This is a genomic window from Brevundimonas variabilis (genome assembly GCF_014199945.1).
Lineage (GTDB): Bacteria > Pseudomonadota > Alphaproteobacteria > Caulobacterales > Caulobacteraceae > Brevundimonas > Brevundimonas variabilis.
In genome coordinates this window covers 240,713-262,987 of record NZ_JACHOR010000003.1, presented here as the reverse complement: position 1 = coordinate 262,987, position 22,275 = coordinate 240,713, and the positions used below count along the sequence as shown (strand labels likewise).

28 protein-coding genes are annotated in these 22,275 nt (G+C 64.6%); 11 read left to right on the top strand and 17 right to left on the bottom strand.

The features are described 5' to 3' along the window. Positions 1-2: 2 nt before the first annotated feature. Positions 3-509 carry a 5-(carboxyamino)imidazole ribonucleotide mutase gene (gene purE / locus GGR13_RS09980; protein WP_183213380.1) on the bottom strand — a complete coding sequence of 169 codons (507 nt, stop codon included), beginning with the start codon at positions 507-509 and terminating at the stop codon, positions 3-5. Between the two features lie 124 nt (positions 510-633). Here purE and GGR13_RS09975 point away from each other — a divergent pair, with 124 nt between their 5' ends. Continuing rightward, entirely contained in the window at positions 634-1,197 is a 564-nt protein-coding gene (locus GGR13_RS09975) for a diguanylate cyclase (RefSeq protein ID WP_183213379.1), read from the top strand. Positions 1,198-1,203: 6 nt separating this feature from the next. Here the strand turns inward: GGR13_RS09975 and GGR13_RS09970 are convergent, their stop codons facing one another. From GGR13_RS09970 to GGR13_RS09960, 3 genes are read right to left on the bottom strand one after another with little or no spacing between them, the layout of a single operon-like run. Continuing rightward, on the bottom strand, positions 1,204-1,428 hold the full coding sequence (locus tag GGR13_RS09970) for a YdcH family protein (RefSeq protein WP_183213378.1): 225 nt from the start codon (positions 1,426-1,428) through the stop codon (positions 1,204-1,206). Between the two features lie 40 nt (positions 1,429-1,468). Further along, positions 1,469-1,936 carry a TIGR02444 family protein gene (locus GGR13_RS09965; RefSeq protein WP_183213377.1) on the bottom strand — a complete coding sequence of 156 codons (468 nt, stop codon included), beginning with the start codon at positions 1,934-1,936 and terminating at the stop codon, positions 1,469-1,471. Then, entirely contained in the window at positions 1,933-2,559 is a 627-nt protein-coding gene (locus tag GGR13_RS09960) for a UbiX family flavin prenyltransferase (RefSeq protein WP_183213376.1), read from the bottom strand. The genes GGR13_RS09965 and GGR13_RS09960 overlap by 4 nt, the downstream gene beginning before the upstream one ends. 115 nt (positions 2,560-2,674) lie before the next feature. Here GGR13_RS09960 and GGR13_RS09955 point away from each other — a divergent pair, with 115 nt between their 5' ends. Continuing rightward, positions 2,675-2,848, top strand: a complete 174-nt coding sequence (locus GGR13_RS09955; RefSeq protein ID WP_183213375.1) for a YdcH family protein — start codon at positions 2,675-2,677, stop codon at positions 2,846-2,848. 55 nt (positions 2,849-2,903) lie between these two features. Here the strand turns inward: GGR13_RS09955 and GGR13_RS09950 are convergent, their stop codons facing one another. Next, the gene (locus GGR13_RS09950; RefSeq protein WP_183213374.1) at positions 2,904-3,569 is read right to left on the bottom strand and encodes a DUF1013 domain-containing protein; all 666 of its coding nucleotides are present in this window, start codon (positions 3,567-3,569) and stop codon (positions 2,904-2,906) included. A 212-nt stretch (positions 3,570-3,781) separates the two neighbouring features. On the opposite strand from GGR13_RS09950, the gene GGR13_RS09945 reads away from it, so the two are divergent. Beyond that, positions 3,782-4,393 (top strand): beta/gamma crystallin-related protein, encoded by a 612-nt coding sequence (locus tag GGR13_RS09945; protein WP_183213373.1) that lies wholly within the window; start codon positions 3,782-3,784, stop codon positions 4,391-4,393. Here GGR13_RS09945 and GGR13_RS09940 read toward each other — a convergent pair. Then, entirely contained in the window at positions 4,387-5,364 is a 978-nt protein-coding gene (locus tag GGR13_RS09940) for an NAD(P)H-quinone oxidoreductase (protein ID WP_183213372.1), read from the bottom strand. The genes GGR13_RS09945 and GGR13_RS09940 overlap by 7 nt on opposite strands. 46 nt (positions 5,365-5,410) lie before the next feature. Between GGR13_RS09940 and GGR13_RS09935 the strand changes: the two genes are divergently transcribed. Further along, a complete protein-coding gene (locus tag GGR13_RS09935) occupies positions 5,411-5,650 on the top strand; it encodes a DUF1192 family protein (protein ID WP_425486084.1) in 240 nt (79 codons plus the stop codon). 124 nt (positions 5,651-5,774) lie between these two features. Beyond that, positions 5,775-6,281, top strand: coding sequence for a protease adaptor protein RcdA (gene rcdA, locus GGR13_RS09930; RefSeq protein ID WP_183213371.1), 507 nt, complete (start codon positions 5,775-5,777; stop codon positions 6,279-6,281). Between the two features lie 15 nt (positions 6,282-6,296). Here the strand turns inward: rcdA and GGR13_RS09925 are convergent, their stop codons facing one another. Genes GGR13_RS09925 through GGR13_RS09910 form a run of 4 tightly spaced genes read right to left on the bottom strand, consistent with a single transcriptional unit; the run spans position 6,297 to position 12,794 of the window. Next, the gene (locus GGR13_RS09925; protein WP_221230598.1) at positions 6,297-6,890 is read right to left on the bottom strand and encodes a peptidase S14; all 594 of its coding nucleotides are present in this window, start codon (positions 6,888-6,890) and stop codon (positions 6,297-6,299) included. Between the two features lie 52 nt (positions 6,891-6,942). Beyond that, on the bottom strand, positions 6,943-9,015 hold the full coding sequence (locus GGR13_RS09920; RefSeq protein ID WP_183213370.1) for a DNA topoisomerase IV subunit B: 2,073 nt from the start codon (positions 9,013-9,015) through the stop codon (positions 6,943-6,945). After that, complete coding sequence (locus GGR13_RS09915) at positions 8,984-10,342, bottom strand: O-antigen ligase family protein (protein WP_343060343.1); 1,359 nt, start codon at positions 10,340-10,342, stop codon at positions 8,984-8,986. Before GGR13_RS09915 ends, GGR13_RS09920 begins: the two co-directional genes overlap by 32 nt. A 58-nt stretch (positions 10,343-10,400) precedes the next feature. Continuing rightward, entirely contained in the window at positions 10,401-12,794 is a 2,394-nt protein-coding gene (locus GGR13_RS09910; protein ID WP_183213369.1) for an ATP-dependent helicase, read from the bottom strand. A gap of 142 nt (positions 12,795-12,936) precedes the next feature. Between GGR13_RS09910 and GGR13_RS09905 the strand changes: the two genes are divergently transcribed. After that, on the top strand, positions 12,937-13,128 hold the full coding sequence (locus tag GGR13_RS09905; RefSeq protein WP_183213368.1) for a hypothetical protein: 192 nt from the start codon (positions 12,937-12,939) through the stop codon (positions 13,126-13,128). 10 nt (positions 13,129-13,138) lie between these two features. Then, complete coding sequence (locus GGR13_RS09900) at positions 13,139-13,426, top strand: hypothetical protein (RefSeq protein WP_183213367.1); 288 nt, start codon at positions 13,139-13,141, stop codon at positions 13,424-13,426. Between the two features lie 66 nt (positions 13,427-13,492). On the opposite strand, the gene GGR13_RS09895 is transcribed toward GGR13_RS09900, so the two are convergent. Further along, positions 13,493-13,708: a ribbon-helix-helix domain-containing protein gene (locus GGR13_RS09895; RefSeq protein WP_183213366.1), complete on the bottom strand. Its 216-nt coding sequence runs from the start codon at positions 13,706-13,708 to the stop codon at positions 13,493-13,495. 108 nt (positions 13,709-13,816) lie between these two features. Here GGR13_RS09895 and GGR13_RS09890 point away from each other — a divergent pair, with 108 nt between their 5' ends. Both GGR13_RS09890 and GGR13_RS09885 read left to right on the top strand, forming a co-directional pair. Continuing rightward, positions 13,817-14,566, top strand: coding sequence for a Coq4 family protein (locus GGR13_RS09890; RefSeq protein WP_183213365.1), 750 nt, complete (start codon positions 13,817-13,819; stop codon positions 14,564-14,566). A 96-nt stretch (positions 14,567-14,662) separates the two neighbouring features. Beyond that, a complete protein-coding gene (locus GGR13_RS09885; protein WP_246347790.1) occupies positions 14,663-15,580 on the top strand; it encodes a DMT family transporter in 918 nt (305 codons plus the stop codon). A gap of 6 nt (positions 15,581-15,586) precedes the next feature. Here GGR13_RS09885 and GGR13_RS09880 read toward each other — a convergent pair whose 3' ends face one another. Together GGR13_RS09880 and GGR13_RS09875 are read right to left on the bottom strand one after the other, a co-directional pair. Further along, positions 15,587-15,808 (bottom strand): DUF4169 family protein, encoded by a 222-nt coding sequence (locus tag GGR13_RS09880; RefSeq protein WP_183213364.1) that lies wholly within the window; start codon positions 15,806-15,808, stop codon positions 15,587-15,589. A 9-nt stretch (positions 15,809-15,817) separates the two neighbouring features. Beyond that, positions 15,818-16,183, bottom strand: coding sequence for a hypothetical protein (locus tag GGR13_RS09875; RefSeq protein ID WP_183213363.1), 366 nt, complete (start codon positions 16,181-16,183; stop codon positions 15,818-15,820). Between the two features lie 93 nt (positions 16,184-16,276). On the opposite strand from GGR13_RS09875, the gene GGR13_RS09870 reads away from it, so the two are divergent. Together GGR13_RS09870 and GGR13_RS09865 are read left to right on the top strand one after the other, a co-directional pair. Next, positions 16,277-17,593 (top strand): amidohydrolase, encoded by a 1,317-nt coding sequence (locus GGR13_RS09870; RefSeq protein WP_183213362.1) that lies wholly within the window; start codon positions 16,277-16,279, stop codon positions 17,591-17,593. An 82-nt stretch (positions 17,594-17,675) separates the two neighbouring features. Further along, the gene (locus GGR13_RS09865) at positions 17,676-17,822 is read left to right on the top strand and encodes a hypothetical protein (protein WP_183213361.1); all 147 of its coding nucleotides are present in this window, start codon (positions 17,676-17,678) and stop codon (positions 17,820-17,822) included. A gap of 4 nt (positions 17,823-17,826) precedes the next feature. Here the strand turns inward: GGR13_RS09865 and GGR13_RS09860 are convergent, their stop codons facing one another. From GGR13_RS09860 to GGR13_RS09845, 4 genes are all read right to left on the bottom strand, one after another. Next, on the bottom strand, positions 17,827-18,687 hold the full coding sequence (locus GGR13_RS09860) for an SMP-30/gluconolactonase/LRE family protein (protein ID WP_183213360.1): 861 nt from the start codon (positions 18,685-18,687) through the stop codon (positions 17,827-17,829). A gap of 8 nt (positions 18,688-18,695) precedes the next feature. Next, positions 18,696-20,480, bottom strand: a complete 1,785-nt coding sequence (locus GGR13_RS09855; RefSeq protein WP_183213359.1) for an IlvD/Edd family dehydratase — start codon at positions 20,478-20,480, stop codon at positions 18,696-18,698. A 4-nt stretch (positions 20,481-20,484) separates the two neighbouring features. Further along, a complete protein-coding gene (locus GGR13_RS09850; protein ID WP_183213358.1) occupies positions 20,485-21,234 on the bottom strand; it encodes an SDR family NAD(P)-dependent oxidoreductase in 750 nt (249 codons plus the stop codon). 122 nt (positions 21,235-21,356) lie between these two features. After that, positions 21,357-22,130, bottom strand: a complete 774-nt coding sequence (locus tag GGR13_RS09845) for an IclR family transcriptional regulator (RefSeq protein WP_183213357.1) — start codon at positions 22,128-22,130, stop codon at positions 21,357-21,359. Positions 22,131-22,275: the final 145 nt, after the last annotated feature.

Genomic DNA, 22,275 nt, shown 5'->3' with positions numbered 1-22,275 from the left:
TCTCAGTCCTCGACGGTTTCGTGCACGGCCTCGGTCTGGGCCTCACGGAAGGCGGTCAGCCGTCCGGCCAGGGTCTCGTCCGACAGCGCCAGGATCTGGGCCGCCAGAATGCCGGCATTCTTGGCTCCCGCCTCGCCGATGGCCAGGGTCGCGACCGGGATCCCCCCGGGCATCTGGACGATCGACAGCAGCGAATCGAGCCCGCTCAGCGCCTTGGACTGCACCGGAACACCGAGCACGGGCAGGTCGGTCATGGATGCCGCCATGCCCGGCAGATGGGCGGCACCGCCGGCACCGGCGATGACGACCTTGAAACCGGCTGCCTTTGCGCCGTTGGCGAAATCATACAGGCGTTGTGGCGTGCGATGGGCCGAGACCACTTTGGCCTCCCAGGCCACGCCCAGCCGGTCCAGAGTTTCGGCCGCGTGCTTCATTGTGGGCCAGTCGGATCGACTGCCCATGATGATCGCCACGGGGGGCGAACTCTGCGGAGGAAGGACCGTCGCCATCAGCGTCGCCTTTCGCGGGAAAGCGGCGCGATACAGCACGCGCGTTGCGCCCGCAACAGACGGCGTTAGCATATGGCCTATCGCGCTGGATTGAGTCGCGGTCCTTCCGGAGCCGTTCCCCCCTGTGACCGACCTGGCCACTCTCGACCTGCATGCCGAGCTCGAGCGCCTGCGCGCCGAGGTCGAGGCCTTGCGACAGCGCGCCGAGGCGGCGGAAGCGGCCGCGGATCACGACGTCCTGACGCCGGCCCTGAACCGTCGCGGCTTCGTGCAGGCACTGAACCGGACCATGGCCTTCTGCACGCGTTATGGCTCCCAGGCTGTGCTGCTCTATCTGGATCTGGACGGATTCAAGGGGGTCAACGACACCCTTGGCCACGCCGCCGGGGATGCGGCCCTGATCCATGTGGCCAATCTGCTGATGGCCAATGTGCGCGAGAGCGATGCCGTGGGGCGGCTGGGCGGTGACGAGTTTGGGCTGGTGATGCTCAATGCGGGTCTGGAAGCGGGACGGGAAAAGGCCCGGCGCCTGACCGAGACGCTCGAGCGGGACGGCTTCACCTGGGGCGGCGAGACGGCAAAGCTGGGAGGATCCTTTGGCATCCGGGTCTGGAGCGGTCAGATGGATGCCGAAGCCTGGATGGCCGAGGCTGATGCCGCGATGTGGGTTCGCAAGCGCGGCCGCTAGATCCGCTCAGGCGATGATGTCGGGCAGCAGCTGATCCTCGACCTTCACGATCTCGTCGCGCAGCACAAGCTTCTTGCGCTTGAGCCGGGCAATCAGCAGCTGGTCGGGGATCGGCATATGGCTGAGCGCTTCAATTGAGGCCTCCAGGTCGGCATGCTCGACCCGCAGCAGTTTCAGCTGTGCCTGAAGGGCGATCTCTTCATCGGTCAGTATCGGTTGGTCGTCGTTCATGGTCAGCCCCGGACGCGCGGTCCCTATAGCTCAGCTGGGTTCAGGCCGGAAGGCGCTCGGCGAGCGCAGTCAGGGCGGGACGTGGAACGACACGGGACCAGAGGCGCGCCGTGTCGACCAGCCCGTCGATCGCGGGCTTCGGCGCGCCATCGGGAGGCGGGGCGAGCTGTTCGAGCGCGGCCAGAAGATGTTTTTCGGCCTCCAGTTCGACAGCCTTGATGCGGTCCCGGATCAGCTCGCGGGCCAGGTCCCCCATGTCGGGGATCGGGCTCTTGATGGCACGACGGATGACCCGCAGCGGCACGATGGTGGTGTCCGTCCAGGCCCGGGCCATGTCGCAGGCGGCCTCCAGCGTGTCGGCATCCGCAGACCGTCCGGTTCTTGCCATCCAGGCCGCCCAGAGCAGCAGCGGTACATTCTGGCCGGCCTCGTCCTGAAGGTGCAGACAGGCCTCGGCCACACCCGGGGCGGAATAGACCTCGGACGACCAGTCCCAAAGGGTCTTCATGCTGCGGCTCCCGCGGCCGCCGGACCGTTGAGGCCCTCCCAGCGCCTGACCGCAGACCAGTCGAGCCCGAAAGCGTCCAGTGCCCGTCCGACCGACTGGTCGACCATGTCGTCGATCGATTTCGGGCGCGAATAGAAGGCGGGAAGGGGCGGGGCGATGGTGGCCCCCATTTCCGCCAGAGCGGTCATCGTGCGCAGATGCCCAAGGTGGAACGGGGTCTCGCGCACCATCAGGACCAGCGGCCGCCGCTCCTTCAGCACCACGTCCGCCGCCCGGGTCAGCAGGGTCGAGGTCACGCCGGTAGCGATCTCGCTCATCGTCTTGACCGAGCAGGGTGCGACGATCATGCCCAGGGTCCGGAACGATCCGGAAGCGATCGTGGCTCCGACATCGGCCAGCTTGTGGACCACCGACGCCCGCCCGGTCAGATCATCCGGGCCGAGATCGGTTTCCTGCGACAGGGTCAGGAGGGCGGCGCGGGTCACGACCAGATGGCTCTCGACCCCCAGCTCCTTCAGCGCATCCAGCACCCGAACTCCGTAGATCACTCCAGATGCGCCGGAAATCCCGACCACAATCCGTGGGTTGGAGTTGCGTACGGCTCCGTTCACATCATGGTCCATATTGGGGGTCAGTCTCTGTGGGTCGGCGCTGATCGGCAATCACTGAAATGTGATTCTACAGTCGGTCAGGTCCGGCGCTCTCTACCTTCGTCCGTTAGACATGGAGGCGCAAGCCATGACCATCGAAGCCCGAATCCGCGAACTGGGAAACCGTCATCGCCAACTGGACACGGTGATCCGGCAGGAAGTGAACAGACCGTCCGTGGACCCGCTTCAAGTCAGGGAGCTGAAACGACGAAAGCTCAGGCTGAAGGAAGAAATCACCAGTCTCGAGAGCCGCGCCCACTAGCGGGTCCGGACCGAAACCAGACGGCCCCGGGAGTGATCCCGGGGCCGTTTTCGTTTCAGTTTCCGGTGCCGAAGACCGAGGCGGCTGTTGGCTCCGCGCCGCGGCGCTCGCGCTCTTCCGGCACGAACTCCGGCTCGGCCGGTGTCTCGTCGACGGGCTGGATAGTGCCCCCGCTCTTCTTGAGATCGTCCTTGTTCTTCTTGGCCGCCGCCTTGGACACCAGATCGTCCAGCGCCAGTTGCCCGACGAGGCCCAGGGTCACGGGATCGACCGGCTTGATCTGCGGACTGTTCCAGTGGGTGCGGTTGCGCACGCTTTCGATGGTGGACTTGGTGGTGCCCAGCAATTTGGCGATCTGGGCGTCGGTCACTTCGGGGTGGTTCTTGACGAACCACATGATGGCGTCAGGGCGATCCTGGCGACGCGAGACCGGGGTATATTTCGGCGGAGCCTTAGTAACTTTCAGCAGCTCGGCATGGCGGCTGACGATGGCTTTGAGACGATAGCTCTCGTCCGCCTGGGCCTTGTCCAGCTCCTCGCGGGTCAGCTGGCCGCCGGTGATCGGATCGACCCCGCGGATGTCGCGCGAGACGTCGCCGTCGGCGATGCCACGGACTTCGAGGGGGTGCAGGCCACAGAAATCTGCAATCTGGTCAAAGGTCAGCGACGTATTGTCCACCATCCAGACCGCAGTGGCCTTGGGCATGAGGATGTCGGTCATGGGCGTAATTCCCGAAGATTGATTCAGCCCGGAACAGGGCGCTGGAAACGGCGGCGCCCGACCTTTCGGCCGGGCGCGATGGTCGTTCTATAGTCCGCTTTGGCGCAAAAGAAAACGATCCCCGACGACGCCGTACAGCCACGGTTCATGCGGACTGGTAAACACTGGTCTTTCAGACGCACTATGGAAGTGTGGGAGAGGGAGTCATCGCCATGAAATCGATCATCGTCGCAACCGCCGGACTGGCCCTGATGGCAGGTCTTGCCAGTGTGCCTCAGACGGCAGAAGCCCAGCAGCGTGGCGCGCCGCGCGGCAGCTATCAGCAGAGCTGCACAGGGGCCTATGTGAACCAGGGGCGCCTGTATGCCGATTGCAGGGACACCCGGCGCAATGTGCGCGAGTCCTCTATCCAGCTGAACCGTTGTTCGGACAGCGACATCGGCAATGACAACGGCCTGCTGGTCTGCAACGGCCAGCGCGGCGATTTCGAGGATGGGGGACGGCCCGGGCGGCCCGGTGGGGATGACCGGCCAGACTGGGGCAACGGCGGCGGTTTCAACGGCGGGCGCAACTCCATCACGCTCTATCGTGACGCCAATTTCCGGGGTGAGCAGGCCACATTCCAGGGCGCTGTGCCCAACCTGGGCAGCACCGGTCTCAACGATGCGGTCAGCTCCATGACGTTCCGCGGGGAATGGGAAGCCTGCACCGACTCCAACTTCCGGGGGCAATGCCAGGTGTTCAGCAATGATGTTCGCAATCTGGACCGCTGGGGCATGAACGACCGGATTTCGTCGCTCAGGCCCCTGCGCGGCCGCTACTGATCCAGCGTCAGCACGATCTTGCCAATGTGCTCGCCTGCTTCCAGCCGGAGGTGGGCGAGAGCGGCCTGTTCGAGCGGAAAGGTCGCCTCGACCGGTGGGCGGACCAGACCGGCGGTGACCCAGGGCCAGACGGTGTCCCGAACCGCCCGGGTCAGCCGGGCCTTTTCATCGGCTGATCGACCTCTCAGGGTCGAACCGGTCAGGGTGATCCGCTTCATCATGACCTTGGCCAGATCGATTTCCGCCTTCGACCCCGACAGCGTCGCGATCACGACCCACCGGCCAAAGGGTTTCAAAGCCTCCAGGTTCAGGGCCGCATAGTCCGACGCGACCATGTCCAGGATCACATCCACGCCGCCGGCTTCGGCGATCCGGGTGGCGAAATCGTCGGATCGGGCATCCAGACTGATGTCGGCGCCCAGTGCCTTCGCCGCTGCCGTCTTCTCCGGTCCTCTCGAGGTGGCGATGACCCGGGCACCGGCTGCCTTGGCCATCTGGATGGCGGTCACGCCTATGCCGCTGGTGGCGCCATGGATCAGCAGGGTTTCTCCGGCCTTCAAGGCCCCCGCCTCGAACACATTGGTGAAGACTGTGAAGACCGTTTCGGGCAGTGCGGCCGCCTGAACAAAATCGACCCCGTTCGGGATCGCCAATACGTGCCGCGCGTCCACCACCGCGAACGCGGCATACCCTCCGCCACCCAGCAGGGCGCAGACGCGGTCTCCGACCTTCCAGTCCGTGACATCCGCTCCGACCTGATCGATTTCCCCGGCAATCTCCAGCCCCAGAATGTCAGAGGCCCCCGGAGGCGCCGGGTAACGGCCCAGACGCTGGAAGATATCGGGACGATTGACGCCCGCCGCACGAACACGGACCCGCACTTGTCCCGGATCGGCCACTGGATCCGGCCGTTGTCCTGCAATCAGCGCCTCCGCCGGTCCGGAGCCTCCGGAGATCTCGATCACACGCATGTCGGGCTTTCTTGCAAATTGGACTTTCGAAGCGTTGAGATAGGGATTGAGACTGGCTCTGGCCACGACGGAGGCGATGATGACATTCGATGATCTGGACCCGCGTCCCCAGCGCGGGGCGGCCCTGGCGGCGCTTGGCCGTGAAGATCTTGATCTTTATTCGGTCGAAGAGCTGACGGAGCGGATTGCGGCGCTCGAGGCCGAGATCGCGCGAGACCGGGCCGCGATCGCGGCCAAGTCGGCCAAGAAATCTGCGGCCGACGCCCTGTTCAATTTCGGACAATAGACGATCCGCACACGTCTTTTCGCCTGTCAGGGACATGGCACGGGCGTTGCAGACCATCCGGTCCGGGTACGCTTTGGCCCGGACGATATGGGCGAGCGAGCCAATCATGGCTATGAAGGACTTCATGACTGACGCGTTGACCCCGCCCGAGACTGCCCGCGCTCGCGAGATCCGAGATTTTGCACGATCGGCCCTGCTGGAGCGTACGTTTCAGGACGGCATGGATCTGGTAGAGGAAACGGCCGCCTATCTGGATGGCGATGGGCGTCGCGAGTCGCGTCTGCTGTCGAGAGCGGCGGCCCTTGCCTACGCGGCCGACAGCATGCAGCTTACCACGCGCCTGATGCAGGTCGCTTCCTGGTTGCTGGTTCAGCGCGCTGTCCGGGAAGGCGACATGACCCCCGAGGCTGCGGCCGATGCCCGCTACCGCCTGTCAGAGCGGCCACTGGACGCCCAACCCAGCCACCCCGAACTGCCCATCGCCCTCGTGGAATATACCGTACGGGCCGAGAAGCTGTTCGACCGGGTGCTCTATCTGGACCGCCGCATGTATCTGGACGCGCCCGACGAACCCGAGGTCAATCCGGTGCTGAGCCAGATGGGCCTGCTTGAGGCGGCCTTCCGCCTCTAGCTGCCTCTCCTGGGATCAGATCACGCCTTCGATCAGCCCCCGTGCCTGGGCTTCCTGCGCTTCCAGATACCAGTTCGATGGCGCGAGCCGCAGGACTTCGTCCATCGTCACATCAGAACCATTGATGAGGTTCTCGAAGCCTTCGTTCTGGATGATGATCGAGTGTTCCAGTTCGTGCAGCATGGCGCGAACGGAGGCGATGCAGGTGGTCAACGGCCCGACGATCTGCAGCGTCTTGTCCATCTTGCGCTCATGGATCATCAGCCGCGTACCCCGGGTCAGATAGCGGTTGGGCCTTGCAAAAAAGCTCATGAAGGTTGCGCCAGCCGAATAAATGGCGGCCTTCCCAAGGAAGACGATCCGACGTTCGGGGTGCAGCTCGCTCTGATAGCGGATGTCCTCGCCCATCATCCGGGCGACTTCCGGATCGCCGCCAAGGGTCGACAGTTCGATGACCATCAGCCCATCGCACGGTGCCGCAGCGCATTGGGCGCGAAACTTGTCATACATGGCGTAGTCGACCTCGCCAGTCAGGCAGACGCGCGGTGCATCGAAATCCCGCGCCTCGAGCGGGGACAGTTCGATCGGGATCAGGGCGGTCTGGGACATGTTTGCCTTCCGGTAGGACGCCGGAAGCGCGGCCAGGGCCGATCCGGTTCCGTCAGACGTCCAGATCGGCCACGGCGAACTGGGCGTTGTCCTGGATGAACCGGAAGCGGGCATCCGCCTTCTTGCCCATCAGCCGCTCGACCAGATCCTCGATCTCGTCCTCGCTTTCGGGCAGGGTGACACGGGCCAGGGTGCGCTTCTTCGGATCCATCGTGGTCTCCTTCAGCTGGGAGGCCATCATCTCGCCCAGGCCCTTGAACCGGCCCAGCTCAACCTTCTTGCCCTTGAATGTCGTGCGCATCAGCTCCTCGCGATGCGCCTCGTCGCGGGCGTAGTCGGACAGGGGGCCAGCGCTTAGGCGATACAGCGGGGGCAGGGCCATGAACAGACGACCCTGGCGGATCACCTCGGGCATGGAGCGATAGAAGAAGGTGATCAGCAGGGCCGCGATATGAGCCCCGTCCACGTCGGCGTCCGTCATGATGACAATGCGCTCGTAACGCAGCTGTTCGATGTCGAAACGCGGACCCGGGGTCACACCCAGCGCCAGGATCAGGTCGCTGAGCTCGATATTGGCCCTCAGCTTGTCGGCCGTCGCGCTGGCGACGTTCAGGATCTTGCCCCGCAACGGGAGAATGGCCTGGGTCGTGCGATCCCGGGCCTGTTTGGCCGAGCCACCGGCCGAGTCGCCCTCGACGATGAACAGCTCCGTGCCATTGGCAGACTGACGGCTGCAGTCGCTGAGCTTGCCGGGCAGGCGCAGCTTGCGGGTCGCCGCGGCCCGCTGGACCTCCTTGTCCTTGCGACGCCGCAGCCGGTCCTCGGCGCGCTCGATGACGAAGCCCAGCAGGACGTTGGCCTGCTTCGGATTCTCGGTCAGCCAGTGATCCAGCGGGTCACGGATCAGGGCCTCGACGATCTTCTGCCCATCCGGCGAGGACAGCCGGTCCTTGGTCTGGCCCTGGAACTCCGGGTTCCGGATGAAGACACTGATCATGGCACCGGCATTGGCGATGACGTCTTCGGCGGTGATCTGGCCGGCACGCTTCTCGTTCGTCAGATCGCCGTAAGACTTCAGACCCTTGACCAGCGCCGCACGGAACCCCGCCTCGTGGGTCCCGCCGTCAGGCGTCGAGACGGTATTGCAGTAGGAACTGACAAAGCCGTCGGCATCGCCGAACCCGATCGGCGACCAGGTCACCGCCCATTCGACGGCGCCGGCCTCGCTCTGGCGCTCGACGCGGCCGGTGAAGGCGGGGGTCACAGTCTCGATTTCGCCGATCCGCTCCGACAGGGCATCAGCCAGGCCACCGGGGAAATGGAGGGTCGCCTGAGCCGGGGTCGCGTCGGTGATCCGGTCCTCGGCACAGGTCCAGTGAATCTGGACGCCCCGGAACAGATAGGCCTTCGACCGGGTCATCCGGAACAGCCGGGCCGGTTTGAAGGCCGCGCCGATACCGAAGATCTCTGCGTCAGGATGGAAACGGATCAGGGTGCCCCGCTTCTTCGACGCCCCCAACTGTTCGATCGGTCCCTGGGGCAGGCCACGGCTGAACGACTGTTTCCATTCGAACCCATCGCGCCAGACGGTGACGTCCAGCCGGTCCGACAGGGCGTTGACGACCGAGACCCCGACCCCGTGCAGACCACCCGAGGTCTCGTAGGCCTTGCCCGAGAATTTCCCGCCCGAGTGCAGCACGGTCATCACGACCTCGAGCGCCGACTTCCCGGGATGCTTGGGGTGAGGATCGACCGGGATGCCACGTCCGTCGTCACGGACCGACAGGACGCCATCCGCGTCCAGATCGACCCAGATCGACTTGGCATGCTTGGCCACCGCCTCGTCCATGGCGTTGTCGAGGACTTCGGCAAAGAGATGATGCAGGGCGCGTTCGTCGGTGCCGCCGATATACATGCCCGGGCGCTTGCGAACCGGCTCCAGCCCTTCCAGCACCTCGATCGAGGAGGCGGAGTAGCTGCCGGGTATGACAGGCGTGGACGGCGCCGCCGGCGAGCGAGGCGCCGCCGGCGCGGCAGCCTGAGGCTTCAGCGCGGGTTCTGGCGCGGCCGGCTTCGGCGGCGTCGGTTCATCGTCAAAGGCGAATAGGTCTGCGGGATTGCCCATGGGCGTACTGTGCGGCGATTCGGGAGCCGGGTTGGTAGGCCTGTCTCGTCCGACCGGCAAGATGCCGATAAAGCTGCGGGGTGCGGATCGGCTCCGGCTCCGGAGCCAGTGCCCTCGCGAGGATCGCCAGCAGAAGCGTCCACGGCAGGTTGGACTGATTCAATAGCACGCTCTCCGACAGCGACAGCAGCACGAAGAGCACTAGATAGGCGATGCTGAAATAGCCTTCGCGGGCGCCAGCGACAGGAATACGAAACACAGTGCCGATCGCTGCGATCGCGATGACCCCGCCCACAAGAAGGGCTCCTGGCCAACCCAGCTGGACCAGCAGGTCGATCCAGCCATTGTGCGCACTCGGCACCGCCCATTGCGTCTCCTGACGGATCATCAGGGCCGGGATCGAGTCCCGTCCCCAGAAGGCGCTGTAGCCAAACCCGGTCCAGGGTTGCTGATCGACCATGCGCATCAGGGCCGCCCAGATGTCAGTCCGGCCGGTCAGGGTCGGGTCCTTGCCCAATGCCTGCAGCACGAGCTCGCGATTGGTGATGAACAGATAGCTTGCCGTCGCCATCAGGATCACGCCGACCCAGATACAGACGATGGCAAAGGCCGCGCCGCCCTTGCGCATCGCCCAGAGCGCACCGATGCCGCCGAGTCCTATGACCATGCACAGCAGCGAGGTCTTGGACTGGGTCATCAGCATGAGACCTGTGCACAGGGCAATCGTGACCAGGGCGACAGGGTCAAGACGATCCTTTGCCGCCAGCACGGCAGCCGCCGCCGTGCCGGTCGCCACCATGACGATGCCCATCTGGTTCTTCTCGTACCAGATGCCTCGCCAGAGCCCGAAATTCTCGGCCTGGTGAACCCCGATTGCGGGGAAGGCGAACACCATGACCAGGCTTCCGATCCCCATCAGCAGCCCGCCGATCATGAGCAGCCGCGGCAAGTGGGCTCCCCGGAACGCAGCTCCCAGATAGATCGAAAAGGCCCCGGTGATGGCCAGGGCGATCACCCTTCGCTGCGTCACGCCCGGATCGATGGACCAGTATTTCGAAGCAAAGGCATGCAGGACCATCAGGAACAGCATCAGGACGGCCGGCCAGACCCGCACCAGTCGTTCCCAGCGCCAGACGCACAGGCCTGCGATGATGGCATAGATGGGCAACCAGACCAGGCGGAGGATCGGCGTCTCTTCCTGGGTGGGTGCGAAGATGGGTCCGATCAGCGCCTGGGTCAGCATCACCAGGACGATCAGGGCCGCGACCTGTTCCCACAGGGGCGGAGCGGGCTCGCTGAAGTCGGGGTCGGGGCGGGCGCGGGTCACGATGCGCAGGGTGACGTATCGTGCTTAACGAAGGGTTCGATGGGCCGATGGTCCTCGGTTACGTGACCTTCTCGACGAAGGTGTCGATCACCCGCTTCTCGCCGGCCTTCTCGAATTCGATCAGCAGCTTGTTGCCCTCGATGACGCGGACGTTGCCGTAGCCGAATTTCTGGTGGAACACGCGCTCGCCCCTGGCCCAATTGCCGCCCGCCTTGGGGTCGGCCGTGGCGATCAGGCGGCCTTCGCCTTCGATCAGGGCCTTGCGGGCGGGACGATCGGTCGGGCTCTGCTTTGCGGTATAGGCCTGGGCCCGTTGCCAGCCCGGTGAGGAATAGCCGCTGCCGAACACCGGGGTGTCGTCCCAGCGGGACTTGGCTTCCTTCATGCCCGCCGAGGCTCCGTAATAGCCGGTGTCGCTCTCGGCCTCGACGTGGGCCATGGGCAGTTCGTCGACAAAACGACTGGGAAGCTGACTGGTCCATCGGCCATAGACGAGGCGGTTGGCGGCAAAGGAAATACGCGCGTCCTGCTTGGCTCGTGTCACGCCGACATAGGCCAGGCGGCGTTCCTCCTCGAGGCCCTTTTCGCCTTTCTCGTCGATGCTGCGCTGTGACGGGAAGACGCCTTCCTCCCAGCCCGGCAGGAAGACCAGCGGGAACTCCAGTCCCTTGGCCCCGTGCAGCGTCATGATCTGGACGGCATCGTCGCCAGCCCCGCGATCGAGGTCCATGACCAGAGAGACGTGCTCGAGATAGGCCCCCAGCGTCTCGAACGACTGCATCGCCTGCACCAGTTCCTTGAGGTTATCGAGGCGGGTCTGGCCGGTGGTGCGGTCGGCCTTCTGCATGTCGGTATAGCCGCTCTCCTCCAGCACGATCTCGGTCAGGGACCAGTGGCGGGTGTCGGCCGCTAGAGCGCGCCAGCGATCGAAATCGCGCACGAAGGTCGACAGGGCGGTGCGTGTGCGGGCCTGAAGTTCGTCCGAGGTGATCAGGTCGCGAACGGCAGTCATGGCCGAAACACCATTGTGCCGCGCGATCTGCAGAATCTTCTGGACGCTGGTCTCGCCGATGCCCCGCTTGGGGACATTGACGATACGCTCGAAGGCCAGATCGTCATCCTCGGACTGGATCAGCCGCAGATAGGCATGGGCATCGCGGATTTCGGCGCGCTCGAAAAAGCGCGGCCCACCGATGACGACATAGGGAATAGCCAGCAGAACGAACCGCTCCTCGAAGGCCCGCATCTGGAAGGATGCGCGAACAAGGACCGCCATGTCCTTGTATTTCAGGCCGGGTTCGCCTGCGTGTGGACGGCGGGCAGTCTCGATCTCGTCCGCGATCAGACGACTCTCTGCTTCACCGTCCCAGACACCGCGGACACGGACCTTGTCGCCGCTCTGGTCCTCGGTCCACAGGGTCTTGCCCAGTCGATCCTTGTTGGCGGAGATCAGGGCCGAGGCCGCGCCGAGGATGTGGCTGGTGGAACGGTAGTTGCGCTCCAGCTTGACGATCCTTGCGCCTGGAAAGTCCTTTTCAAAGCGCAGGATGTTGTCGACCTCGGCCCCCCGCCAGCCATAGATCGACTGGTCGTCATCGCCGACGCAGCAGACATTTCCGGTCGAGGACGACAACAGCCGGAGCCAGAGATACTGGGCGACGTTGGTGTCCTGGTATTCGTCGACCAGGATGTATCGGAACCGCCGACGATACTCCTCGGCGAGATCGGCGTGTTTCGACAGGATCGTCAGGTTGTGAAGCAGAAGGTCGCCGAAGTCGCAGGCGTTGAGGGTCGCCAGCCTTGCCTGATAGGCAGCGTAAAGGGCGTGACCCTTTCCGTTGGCGAAATCCTCTGACGGCGGCAGTTTTTCCGGCGTCCAGCCACGGTTCTTCCAGTGGTCGATCAGGCCGGAAAGGGACTTGGGCGTCCAGCGTTTGGTGTCAATGTTGGCTGCCTCCAGCAACTGCTTGAGCAGCCGTTCCTGATCGTCGGTGTCCAGAATCGTGAAGCTGGATTTCAGGCCGACCAGTTCGGCGTGGCGTCTCAGGATCTGTGCGGCGACCGAGTGAAATGTGCCCAGCCAGCGCAGGCCCTCCGCCGAGGGCCCGATCAGGGCCGTTATGCGCTCGCGCATTTCGCGGGCGGCCTTGTTGGTGAAGGTGACCACCAGCAGTTCCCACGGACGCGCCCGACCGGTGGCCAGAATGTGCGCCAGACGGGTCGTGAGGACGCGTGTCTTGCCCGTCCCCGCGCCGGCAAGAACGAGAACGGGACCCTCGGTGGTCTCCACGGCCTCGCGCTGCTCCGGGTTCAAACCCGCCAGATAGTCCGGGGTGCCCTGGTCCACGCCGCCCGGGCCGCGCGAGCGCGCGAGGTCGGAAATGCGGGGCGCGGGCAGGGGTTCAGACACGGGGACAGACGCTCTCGGACGGCATGCGGATTCGGAGAACATATGTAGCACACGGCAGCAGGCCAAGCGTGACGGTCTTGAACACCATTCATGATCCTGAACGTTCTGCGACGCATTCTCACGGAACCGTGACCGGATCGCGTCGTTTGGTCGCTATCGATCCACGGATCCTGAAGGGCGGCAAATGGCTGAAAATACAAATGGTAGCGGCGGGAACGCCGGTTTAGCCTTTATCGTAGGCGGCCTGCTGGTCGTCGTAGCCGTGCTGGCCTGGTTCATGTTTGGCCGCAGCGGTGCGGCCGACGACACGCGCGATATCAATGTTGACGTCGATCTTCCCGAAGTGTCCGCCCCTGCCGTTCCTGGCTCGAACTGAGGATATTGGCATGACTGATCCCAACATGATCCCGCCCGAACGTCCCGCCGAGGTGCATCAGACGACGGTCAATGTCGCTGCGGAAAGATCAAGTGGCGGAGGCGCAGGCCTGATCATCGGGGCACTTGTCGTGATCGCCCTGATCATTGCGGCCGTGCTGTTCCTCAACAATGCGCCGACGCAGGAGGCGGGGGATACAAATCTGGACGTCAATATTGATGTTCCAGCGCCATCTGTACCCGATCTGCCGGAAGCGCCGAAGATGCCGGAACTCCCGAGCCCCGCGCCGGCAGGCTAGCAAGGCATGACGATCAGATGCCGCGCGAGGGGTTGCTGATCGTCACCCTCCGGCCTGCGGGTCGGACTATCCTTTCGGTTGCGCTGCAGCCCACTCCAGAGCAAGGACCCGGCAGGCTGACGCCAGCGGTCGTCGTCCCCGTGTCTGGTCGATCCACACGAGCAGACCGGCATGGCTAAGGTCGCGCTCCCCGGCGATCCGATCCAGTATCGCCCAGAACTCTGGCTCGAGAGCGACGGATGTTGCGTGACCGGCAAGGACCACGGAGCGTTTCTTCAGCATGTCGTCGACGATAGCTGGGAGCGTGAACCGTGGCCATGTGCTGCGTCATGATCGGTGTTCACCTGATCCCGGTTTTGGCTTAGGACAAAGCAACCGTCGGAGCCAACGATGACCGTCACCGCCGATTTTCAACGGATGGAACCCCAGCGCCTCAGGCCACTGACGGCACTCAGGGCGTTCCGCAAGCTGATCGCTGACAAGGAAGACACCCGGCAGGTGTTCGAGATCATGCGTGCCCTGTCGGGGCGCTCGATCGGGCGCGGCTACAACCGCATGCTGAGGACGGTGGAGGGCGGACGGCAGGCGTTCCTGCGCGAGGAACTGGCTCATTATCTGGATGATCCGACCTGGCTGGCGCAGTTCGAGCCCGGGACGGTTGGCGCGACCTATCGTGACTTCCGGAATGCGCGAGGCTTTACGGCAGAAGGACTGGCTGACGAGGCGCGAAAGATCGGCGCGCCGGTCGACGCCCAGCATCCTGTGGTCTGGTATTCCAGGCGAATTCGCGACGTGCATGACATCTGGCACGTCCTGACCGGATATGGGACCGACGCCCTTGGTGAGGCCTGTGTGGTGTCCTTTTCGTATGCGCAGACTGGCAATCTGGGTTTCCTTGCCATTGGCTGGGGCGCGGCCCGCGAAATCCAGCGTGAGAACCGTGCAATCCCGGCGCGACGGGCGGTCTGGCAGGCGTACCGGAACGGTCGGGCCGCGCGCTGGCTGCCGGGCCTGAACTATGAAGCTCTGTTTGCCGAACCACTGGAGACAGCGCGGGCCCGGCTGGGAATCCGGCCGGCCAGTCTCTACCACGCTGTGCCCGCAGAGACGCGGATGGCTCTGAAGCTCCGCGCAGGCTGATCACCGAGCTGATTCCCGCCGGGACGTGATTGCAGTCGCAGTACGAACGGTCCATCGGGAGCCCTCCGGAACTCCCCGCCCGAAAATGAGTCTGCCTTGACTGCCAGGACACCCTTCCGCCCGTCTGCCGGCTTGCTTGCCCTGGGCGGGGTGGCCATCTGCGCCATGATCTGGGGTACGACCTGGTTCGCGATCACCCTCCAGCTCGGCACGGTCGATCCGGTGGCCTCGATCGTCTGGCGGTTTGGACTGGCTGCGATCCTGCTGTTCGTGGGTTGTCTGATCTTCCGGCAACCGCTGAAGCTGACCCGGCAGCAGCATCTGGCCGCGCTTTTCCAAGGCATGTTCGCCTTTTCGGTCAGCTACAGCTTCACCTATGCAGCAGAAGGCCGGATCGCCTCGGCCGTTGTGGCTGTGATCTTTGCCTCGCTGGCGCTGATGAACCTGATCCTGTTCCGGATTGCGGCGGGCCAGAAGGCTGCGATGGCGGCGTGGGCCGGGGCCGTGCTCGGCGTGATCGGTGTTGCAGTCCTGTCCGGGGCCGAGGCGCTTAAGGAGGGCGGACTGGGCAGTGGTGCCGTCGCTGGGGTCGGCTTTGCCTTCTGTGCCGTGCTGGCTTCCGCCTTCGGCAATTTCTTCGCTTTCCGGGGCCAGCAGGCCGGGTCTGCCGTCATTCCCTCGACGGCCTGGGCCATGGCCTATGGCACGGGTCTGCTGGTCCTTTTCGGAATGGCAACCGGGGTGGAGTGGACGATCGAACCGACGGCCGCCTATCTGGGTTCGCTGCTCTACCTTTCGGTGTTCGGGTCTGTGATCGCGTTCGGTCTGTATTTCACGATCGCACGGGCCAGAGGGTATGCGCTGGCCAGCTATATCTCGGCCCTGACGCCGCCGATTGCCATGGGGGTGTCGGTTCTGTTCGAGGGAGCCACGTTCGGTTGGGCAGCACTGGCGGGACTTGCGCTGGTGCTGGCCGGGCAGGGCCTGTTGATCAAGGCCCCCAAGGCTGGATAGCCGAGGCTATTCGGAGCGCCCGGATTCCGGTTGGTCAGTCGCATCCGGATCGCGACGCTCAAGCCTGTGGCCGTCGACAAGGCGTGCGGCGCGATCACGTTCGGCCTTCGCGGCCTGCTTTTCCGCCTTCGTGAGGCCGTGCAGCCCACGGTTCGATGCTGCAGCCGCGCCAGCTGTTGCCCTGGCGCGGGCCTTGCGGGCGCGGTTCAGATTGATGATTTCGCTCACGATTGCGGCCTAGACCTCGCCGCCGCCGCCGGACGCAACGATCTTGAACATGGACTTGGCCCGGCGATGATCCTGAAGCCCCAGACGATCCTTGACCTCCAGAAGGTCGGCACCGGCGGGAACGATCAGCAAGGCCTTGGGATTTGCAGCGTTGACCGCGACGACCGCGCCCTTGGGGCAGATGTCGAAACAGCCCGTCTGGATGATGGCCAGCTCGGACTTACGGCCCTTCTTGACCTTCATGTATTTGCGCAGGGCCTTGCGCAGGCTTGTATCGCCGTCAGGGCCGAAGCCCTTGCCGTCCAGCTTCTTCGAACATTTCTTGCAGACCAGCACGACGTCGCGCCATTCGGTCTTTGCGGTCTTGATGGCCATGGTACGCAGATCGGTGAGTCGGGGGCGATGCGCAAGGTGCTTGCGTGACGACGTCGCGCGGCCCCATCATCCTGAACTGACCGGAGATTGATCATGCGCCCGTCCCTCGCTGCCCTCGCGATTGCCCTCACGCTCGGCTCGGCCGGAACCGCCTCGGCGCAGGACGCCATGGCCGATGAGGTTCGGGCGGCGGCATCTGCCATCGCGCCCCAGGTCATCGCCTGGCGACGCGATCTGCACCAGAACCCGGAACTGGGCTTTGCCGAGACCCGCACGGCCGCCTTTGTTGCCGAAAGGCTGAGGGCGCTGGGTATGGAGGTCCGGACCGAGGTCGGCAAGACGGGCGTCGTCGGCGTCCTGCGCGGCGGCGCAGGCGGCAGCCGTGTGGTCGCCCTGCGCGCTGACATGGATGCGCTGCCGGTGCTGGAGGCAACGGGTTTGCCGTTCGCCTCGACCGCCACGGGGACCTACCAGGGTGCCACGGTGCCCGTGGCCCATGCCTGTGGTCACGATGCCCATATCGCCATGCTGCTAGGCGCTGCCGAGGTTCTGGCGGGGATGAAGGACCAGCTGCCCGGCACGGTCGTCTTCATCTTCCAGCCTGCGGAAGAGGGGGCCCCTCCGGGAGAGCCTCTGGGCGGTGCCAGGCTGATGATTCAGGAAGGCGCGCTGGAGAATCCAAAGGTCGAGGCGATCTTCGGCCTGCATGTCGTGCCCGGGAAGGCGGGAACGATCTTCTATCGCCCGCAGGGTTTCATGGCGGCGTCGGACCGGGTCGACATCGTGCTCAAGGGTCGGCAGACCCACGGGGCGTGGCCCTGGCGCGGTGTTGACGTGATTGCCGTGGCCGGACAGGTCGTGGAGACCGTCAACACCCTGACCGCCCGCACCATCGACCCGACGACCACACCGACGGTCTTCACCATCGCCACGGTCAATGCGGGTGTGCGGTACAATATCATCCCGGACCAGGCTGTCCTGTCCGGCACCCTTCGGACCTTCGACATCGCCCAGAGAGACGATCTGGTGAAGCGGGCCGAAGCTGCGATCGGCCATGTCGCCGAGGCCTATGGGGCGACCTCCGAGTTCGGGATACGCCAGAACGCAGCCCTCGTGTTCAATGATCCGGGTCTTTCTGGCTGGCTGGCCCCGGTGCTCGAGGAGGCGGCTGGAGCGGGCAATGTGAACCCGGCCTCGCCCCCCACGACCGTGGCCGAGGATTTCAGCTATTTCCAGGGCGAGGTTCCGGGCGTCTTCTACCATCTGGGGGGGACCGCAGATGGCGTTGATCCCGCGACCGCCGCTCCAAACCATTCGCCCGGTTTCGACGTCAATGAGGATGTGCTGGAACTGGGTGTCCGTGCCCATGCCATGAGCGCGATCCGCTTCCTGCAGAGGCCAGCGGCTTAAGCGGGGGTTAACCCTGCCAGTCAACCTTCCGTCAAGCTTGTCCGTGCACCCTTATGCGGTTGTGGCGCGGGAGCTGCGGACGATGCGTGATTTGCCTGTCAAACTGCCGGTGCCGAACCTTGAGCGGCGGGGCAACCACTGGCGTGAAGCCATCTTTTTCCTGATCGCCTTCGGGGCGATGTTCGGGGCGGCGATGCTGGGCTTCGATCTGCTGGCCACAGTCGTCTGATACGTCAGAGCCGGACGAACGCCTGAGGAAGACCCGGCGTCTCGACCCGCAGCCGGTATAATCCGCCAAGCGCCGGCTCGGATGACCGTGTCGCAGCGTCCTGACCGAGCCATGCCGTGGTGCAGTAGAGCGTCTTCAGGTCGTCATCCCCGAAGGCCGCCTTGGTCACCGTACGGGCCGGGAAGGCGATCCCTGGCAGGACCTCACCCGTTGGTGCAAAGCGCGCGATCCCCGAACCGTTGAACAGTCCCACGTGGACCACGCCCAGGCTGTCGATGCAGAGACCATCGGCAAAGCCGCCGGATGTCTCTGCGAACAGTCGTTTCCGGCTCAGGATGCCGTCCTCGTGATCGAAGGCGTAGACCCCGCGTTGCGTGGTGTCGTTGTGATAAAGGGTCCGGCCATCCGGGCTCATGGCCGGGCCATTGGTGACCCGGTAGCCGTCATCGTGACGGGTCAGGACTCCTTCGGCATAGCGATAAAGGGCTCCGCTCAGCGTGGCCTCGCTGTCGTCCATGGTGCCGAACCAGAGGCTGCCGTCCGGCGCCACAAAACCATCGTTGATGCGGTTCTGCGGGCGGTCGGCCTCAACCGCGATCAAGGGCGTGAACCGGCCTGTTAAGGGGTCGAACGTCTGCAGCCCGCCCCTGACCCCACAGACCATGGTCCCATCTTCGGCGGGCAGGGCGAAACCTGTCTGATCAGGCGTGTCCCAGGAAGACGTCGAGCCGTCGTCCACGCCATAGCGATGCAGCCTGCGGCCCTTGATGTCGACGAACCAGACGGCGCGGTCGCGTGCGACCCAGACCGGCCCTTCGCCGAGTTCAGCCCTCAGGTCCCAGATCAGTTCTGGCGTGTCGGTCACAGACGCGATCAATGGCTGTCGCGGGGCAGGCCGAACCGGTCGACGATGCGGTGATACTTGATCGCGGGTTCCAGCACGGCTCCGGTTTCCAGCTGCCCGACCATGCCACGCTGGATCTCCTGCCAGGGGGTCTGTGACGCCGGAAACGCATATCCACCCGCAGCGTCGAGTGCAGCGCGGCGCTGGTCCAGTTCGGCATCGGAGATCAGGATATCAGCGCTGCCGGTATTCAGATCGATCCTGACCCGGTCGCCGGTCCGAAGAAGAGCGATATTGCCGCCAGCGGCCGCTTCGGGCGAGGCGTTCAGGATCGAGGCCGAGCCCGAGGTCCCCGACTGACGTCCATCGCCGATGCATGCGAGGGCGGTGACGCCCTGACGAATGAGATAGGCCGGCGGTTGCATGTTCACGACCTCGGCCGCCCCGGGATAGCCGATCGGTCCGGCTCCGCGCATGAACAGCAGCGTCCGCTCGGTGATCCCGAGCGCCGGATCGTCGATGCGATGGTGGTAGTCCTCGGGTCCATCGAACACGACGGCGGGACCCTCGAACGCATTCGGGTCGGCCGGGTCGGACAGATAGCGTTCGCGGAACTCCGGACTGATCACGCTCAGCTTCATGATGGCGGAGTTGAACAGGTTGCCGCTGAACACGACGAAGCCCGCGTCGGTCTTGAGAGGGGCGTCGAAAGGCCGGATCACATCCGGGAGGTGGGTCGTCTGGCCGGCGCAGTTCTCGGCGATCGTCTTGCCCGTGACGGTCAGGGCCCCTTCGTGGATCAGCCCCTTCTGCATCAACTCATGTACGACGGCCGGCACGCCACCGGCATGGAAATAGTCCTCGCCCAGATAGGTGCCTGCGGGCTGAAGATTGACCAGCAGGGGCACATGGAGCCCGTGTGTCTGCCAGTCCTGCAGCGGCAGATCGACATGGGCATGGCGGGCGAGGGCGGTCAGGTGGATCGGCGCATTGGTGGAGCCACCGATTGCCGAATTGACCACGATGGCGTTCAGAAAGGCCTCGCGGGTCAGGATGTCGGACGGCTTCAGATCCTCCTTCACCATCTCGACGATTCGCAGGCCGGTCTCGTAGGCGACCTGGGCCCGTTCGCGATAGGGAGCCGGGATCGCCGCGGAACCGGGCAGGGACATTCCCAGGGCCTCGGCCAGCGAGTTCATGGTCGTCGCCGTGCCCATGGTGTTGCAATAGCCCACCGAGGGGGCAGACGAGGCGACCAGTTCGATGAAGCCTTCGTAATCGATCTCTCCGGCCGCCAGCATCTGCCGGGCTTTCCAGATGATCGTGCCGGAGCCGGTACGTTCGCCCCTGTGCCATCCGTTGAGCATCGGGCCGACCGAAAGGGCAATGGCGGGGATGTCGACCGTGGCAGCCGCCATCAGGCAGGCCGGGGTAGTCTTGTCACACCCGATCGTCAGGACCACACCGTCGAGGGGATAGCCGTAAAGCGTTTCGACCAGACCCAGATAGGCCAGATTGCGGTCCAGCCCGGCCGTCGGGCGTTTGCCGGTCTCCTGGATCGGATGGACGGGGAACTCCATCGCGATTCCCCCCGCCTCGCGGATACCCTCGCGGAGGCGCTCGGCGAGGACCAGATGGTGACGGTTGCAGGGGCTGAGGTCTGAGCCGGTCTGGGCGATGCCGATGATCGGCTTGTCGGACTGCAGCTCCCGCCGCGTCAGGCCATAGTTCAGGTACCGCTCCAGATACAGGGCGGTCATGTCGGGGTTGTCCGGATTGTTGAACCAGGCCCGGCTGCGAAGAGGTTTGGTCATGGGATCAGGTCCAGCCGCCGTCGACGACGTGATGCTGGTTGGTGATCGCGCCCGCCTCTTCGGAACTCATGAAGACGACCACACGCGCAACGTCATCGGGGACAAGCCGGCGCTTCAGGCACTGGTTGGCGTAGATTTCCTTTTCGGTCTCTGGCGTGACCCATAGCTCGAGCTGGCGCTCGGTCATGATCCACCCGGGTGCGATGGCATTGACCCGGATGCCAAAGGCCCCGAAATCGCGGGCCAGCGAGCGCGTGAGACCCAGCACGGCGGACTTGCAGGCTGTGTAGGCCGCCATCCCGCCCTGGCCGATGATCCAGGATGTCGACCCCAGGTTGACGATCGATCCCCGACCCGCCGCCTTCATGTCGGGAAGCACGGCCTGGGCCGCGAAGAACTGGTGTTTCAGATTCACGGCCATGCGCCCGTCCCAATAGGCCTCTGTCACCTCGAGCGTCTCATGGCGCTCGTCGTGGGCTGCGTTGTTGATCAGGATCTCGACCGGACCAAAGGCATCCCGGATGGTCTGGATCGCGGCCTTCAGGGCCGGGATATCCGTCAGGTCACACGGGACGAAGCAAACGCCGGCACCCAGTTCGGCCTGCAGCCGCTCCCCCCGCGCCGTGTCGATGTCCAGCACGCCGACCTTGCAGCCCTGGGCGTGGAAGGCCCGGGTAATGGCCTCGCCGATGCCGCCCGCGCCGCCGGTCACGACGACCACCTGGCCCTTCAGATCGCTGTAGAGGGCTGGCATCCGGGCTGCGCCTCCCTGGCGCGGATTGCCCGACGGCAACCGAGGCTATTTTACAAGTGAAAGAGATTTCTGCAGGCGAAAATGGGGTAGGGCGCGCAGCAAGTCAACGCCGAAGGCGCATATCAGGCCTGCGAGACAGCGCTCATTTCTTCGGAGATCGCCGCAGCCGCAGCGCGGAGGCGGGTCACGGTTTCATCCAGCGGGCAGGTGGGGGGTGTGCGTTCGATGTACGGGGTAATCAGGGTCGCGATCACACCGTCCGCCCCCATGATCGGCGCGACCAGATCGGTGACGCCGCGTACGAAATCGCTGGCCCGTTCGACGTGGCCAGCCGCCGCAGCGGTCTCGGCAGCGGCCACGAACCGTTTGACCTTCTGCGCTCCGGATCCGTCGATCAGAATTGCATGCAGAACGGCCTTCTGGCGTTCGTTCGCGCATCCATAGAACATCAGTCCCGAGGTCGCCTCGATGATGTTGCGTCGGTAGCCGATCCGCACCGAATAGCCGAGGTCGCCCGGTCCCTCGATCCGGGCAATCACCACGATCTGATCGCCGGACGGGACGACCAGGTGACAGGACTGCGAGGTTTCGGCGGCCAGGCTGCGCATGACCGGCAGGGCCACATCGACAAGCGACTTGATCGGGGCCTGCGACATGCCGAGGGTGAAAAGCCGGTTGGTCAGGCGGTAGCCCTCTGCGGACTGTTCGATATAGCCGCGAAACTCCAGCACCTGGATCATGCGGAACAACTCGCTGACCGACCGGCCAAGGGTCGCCGACATCTGTGACGGCGTCATGGGCTCGCCGTTGGATGACAGCAGTTCAAGGACGTCCAGCCCCTTCTCGAGAGCAGGGGCCCTGTATTTGCGGTCTTCGGCGTCGTCGGTCGGTGTCATGGCATCCTGTTCCAGCGTCGAGACGCCATCGGTGTCTCGTCATGGCAAGAGATGATCTTCGCCGACTGTACCGACGTTGTCGCCAGTAAAATGCGTAGACATATATGAAAAACGGTTGCGGCCGTCTTTTGTGCAGCCTAGCCTT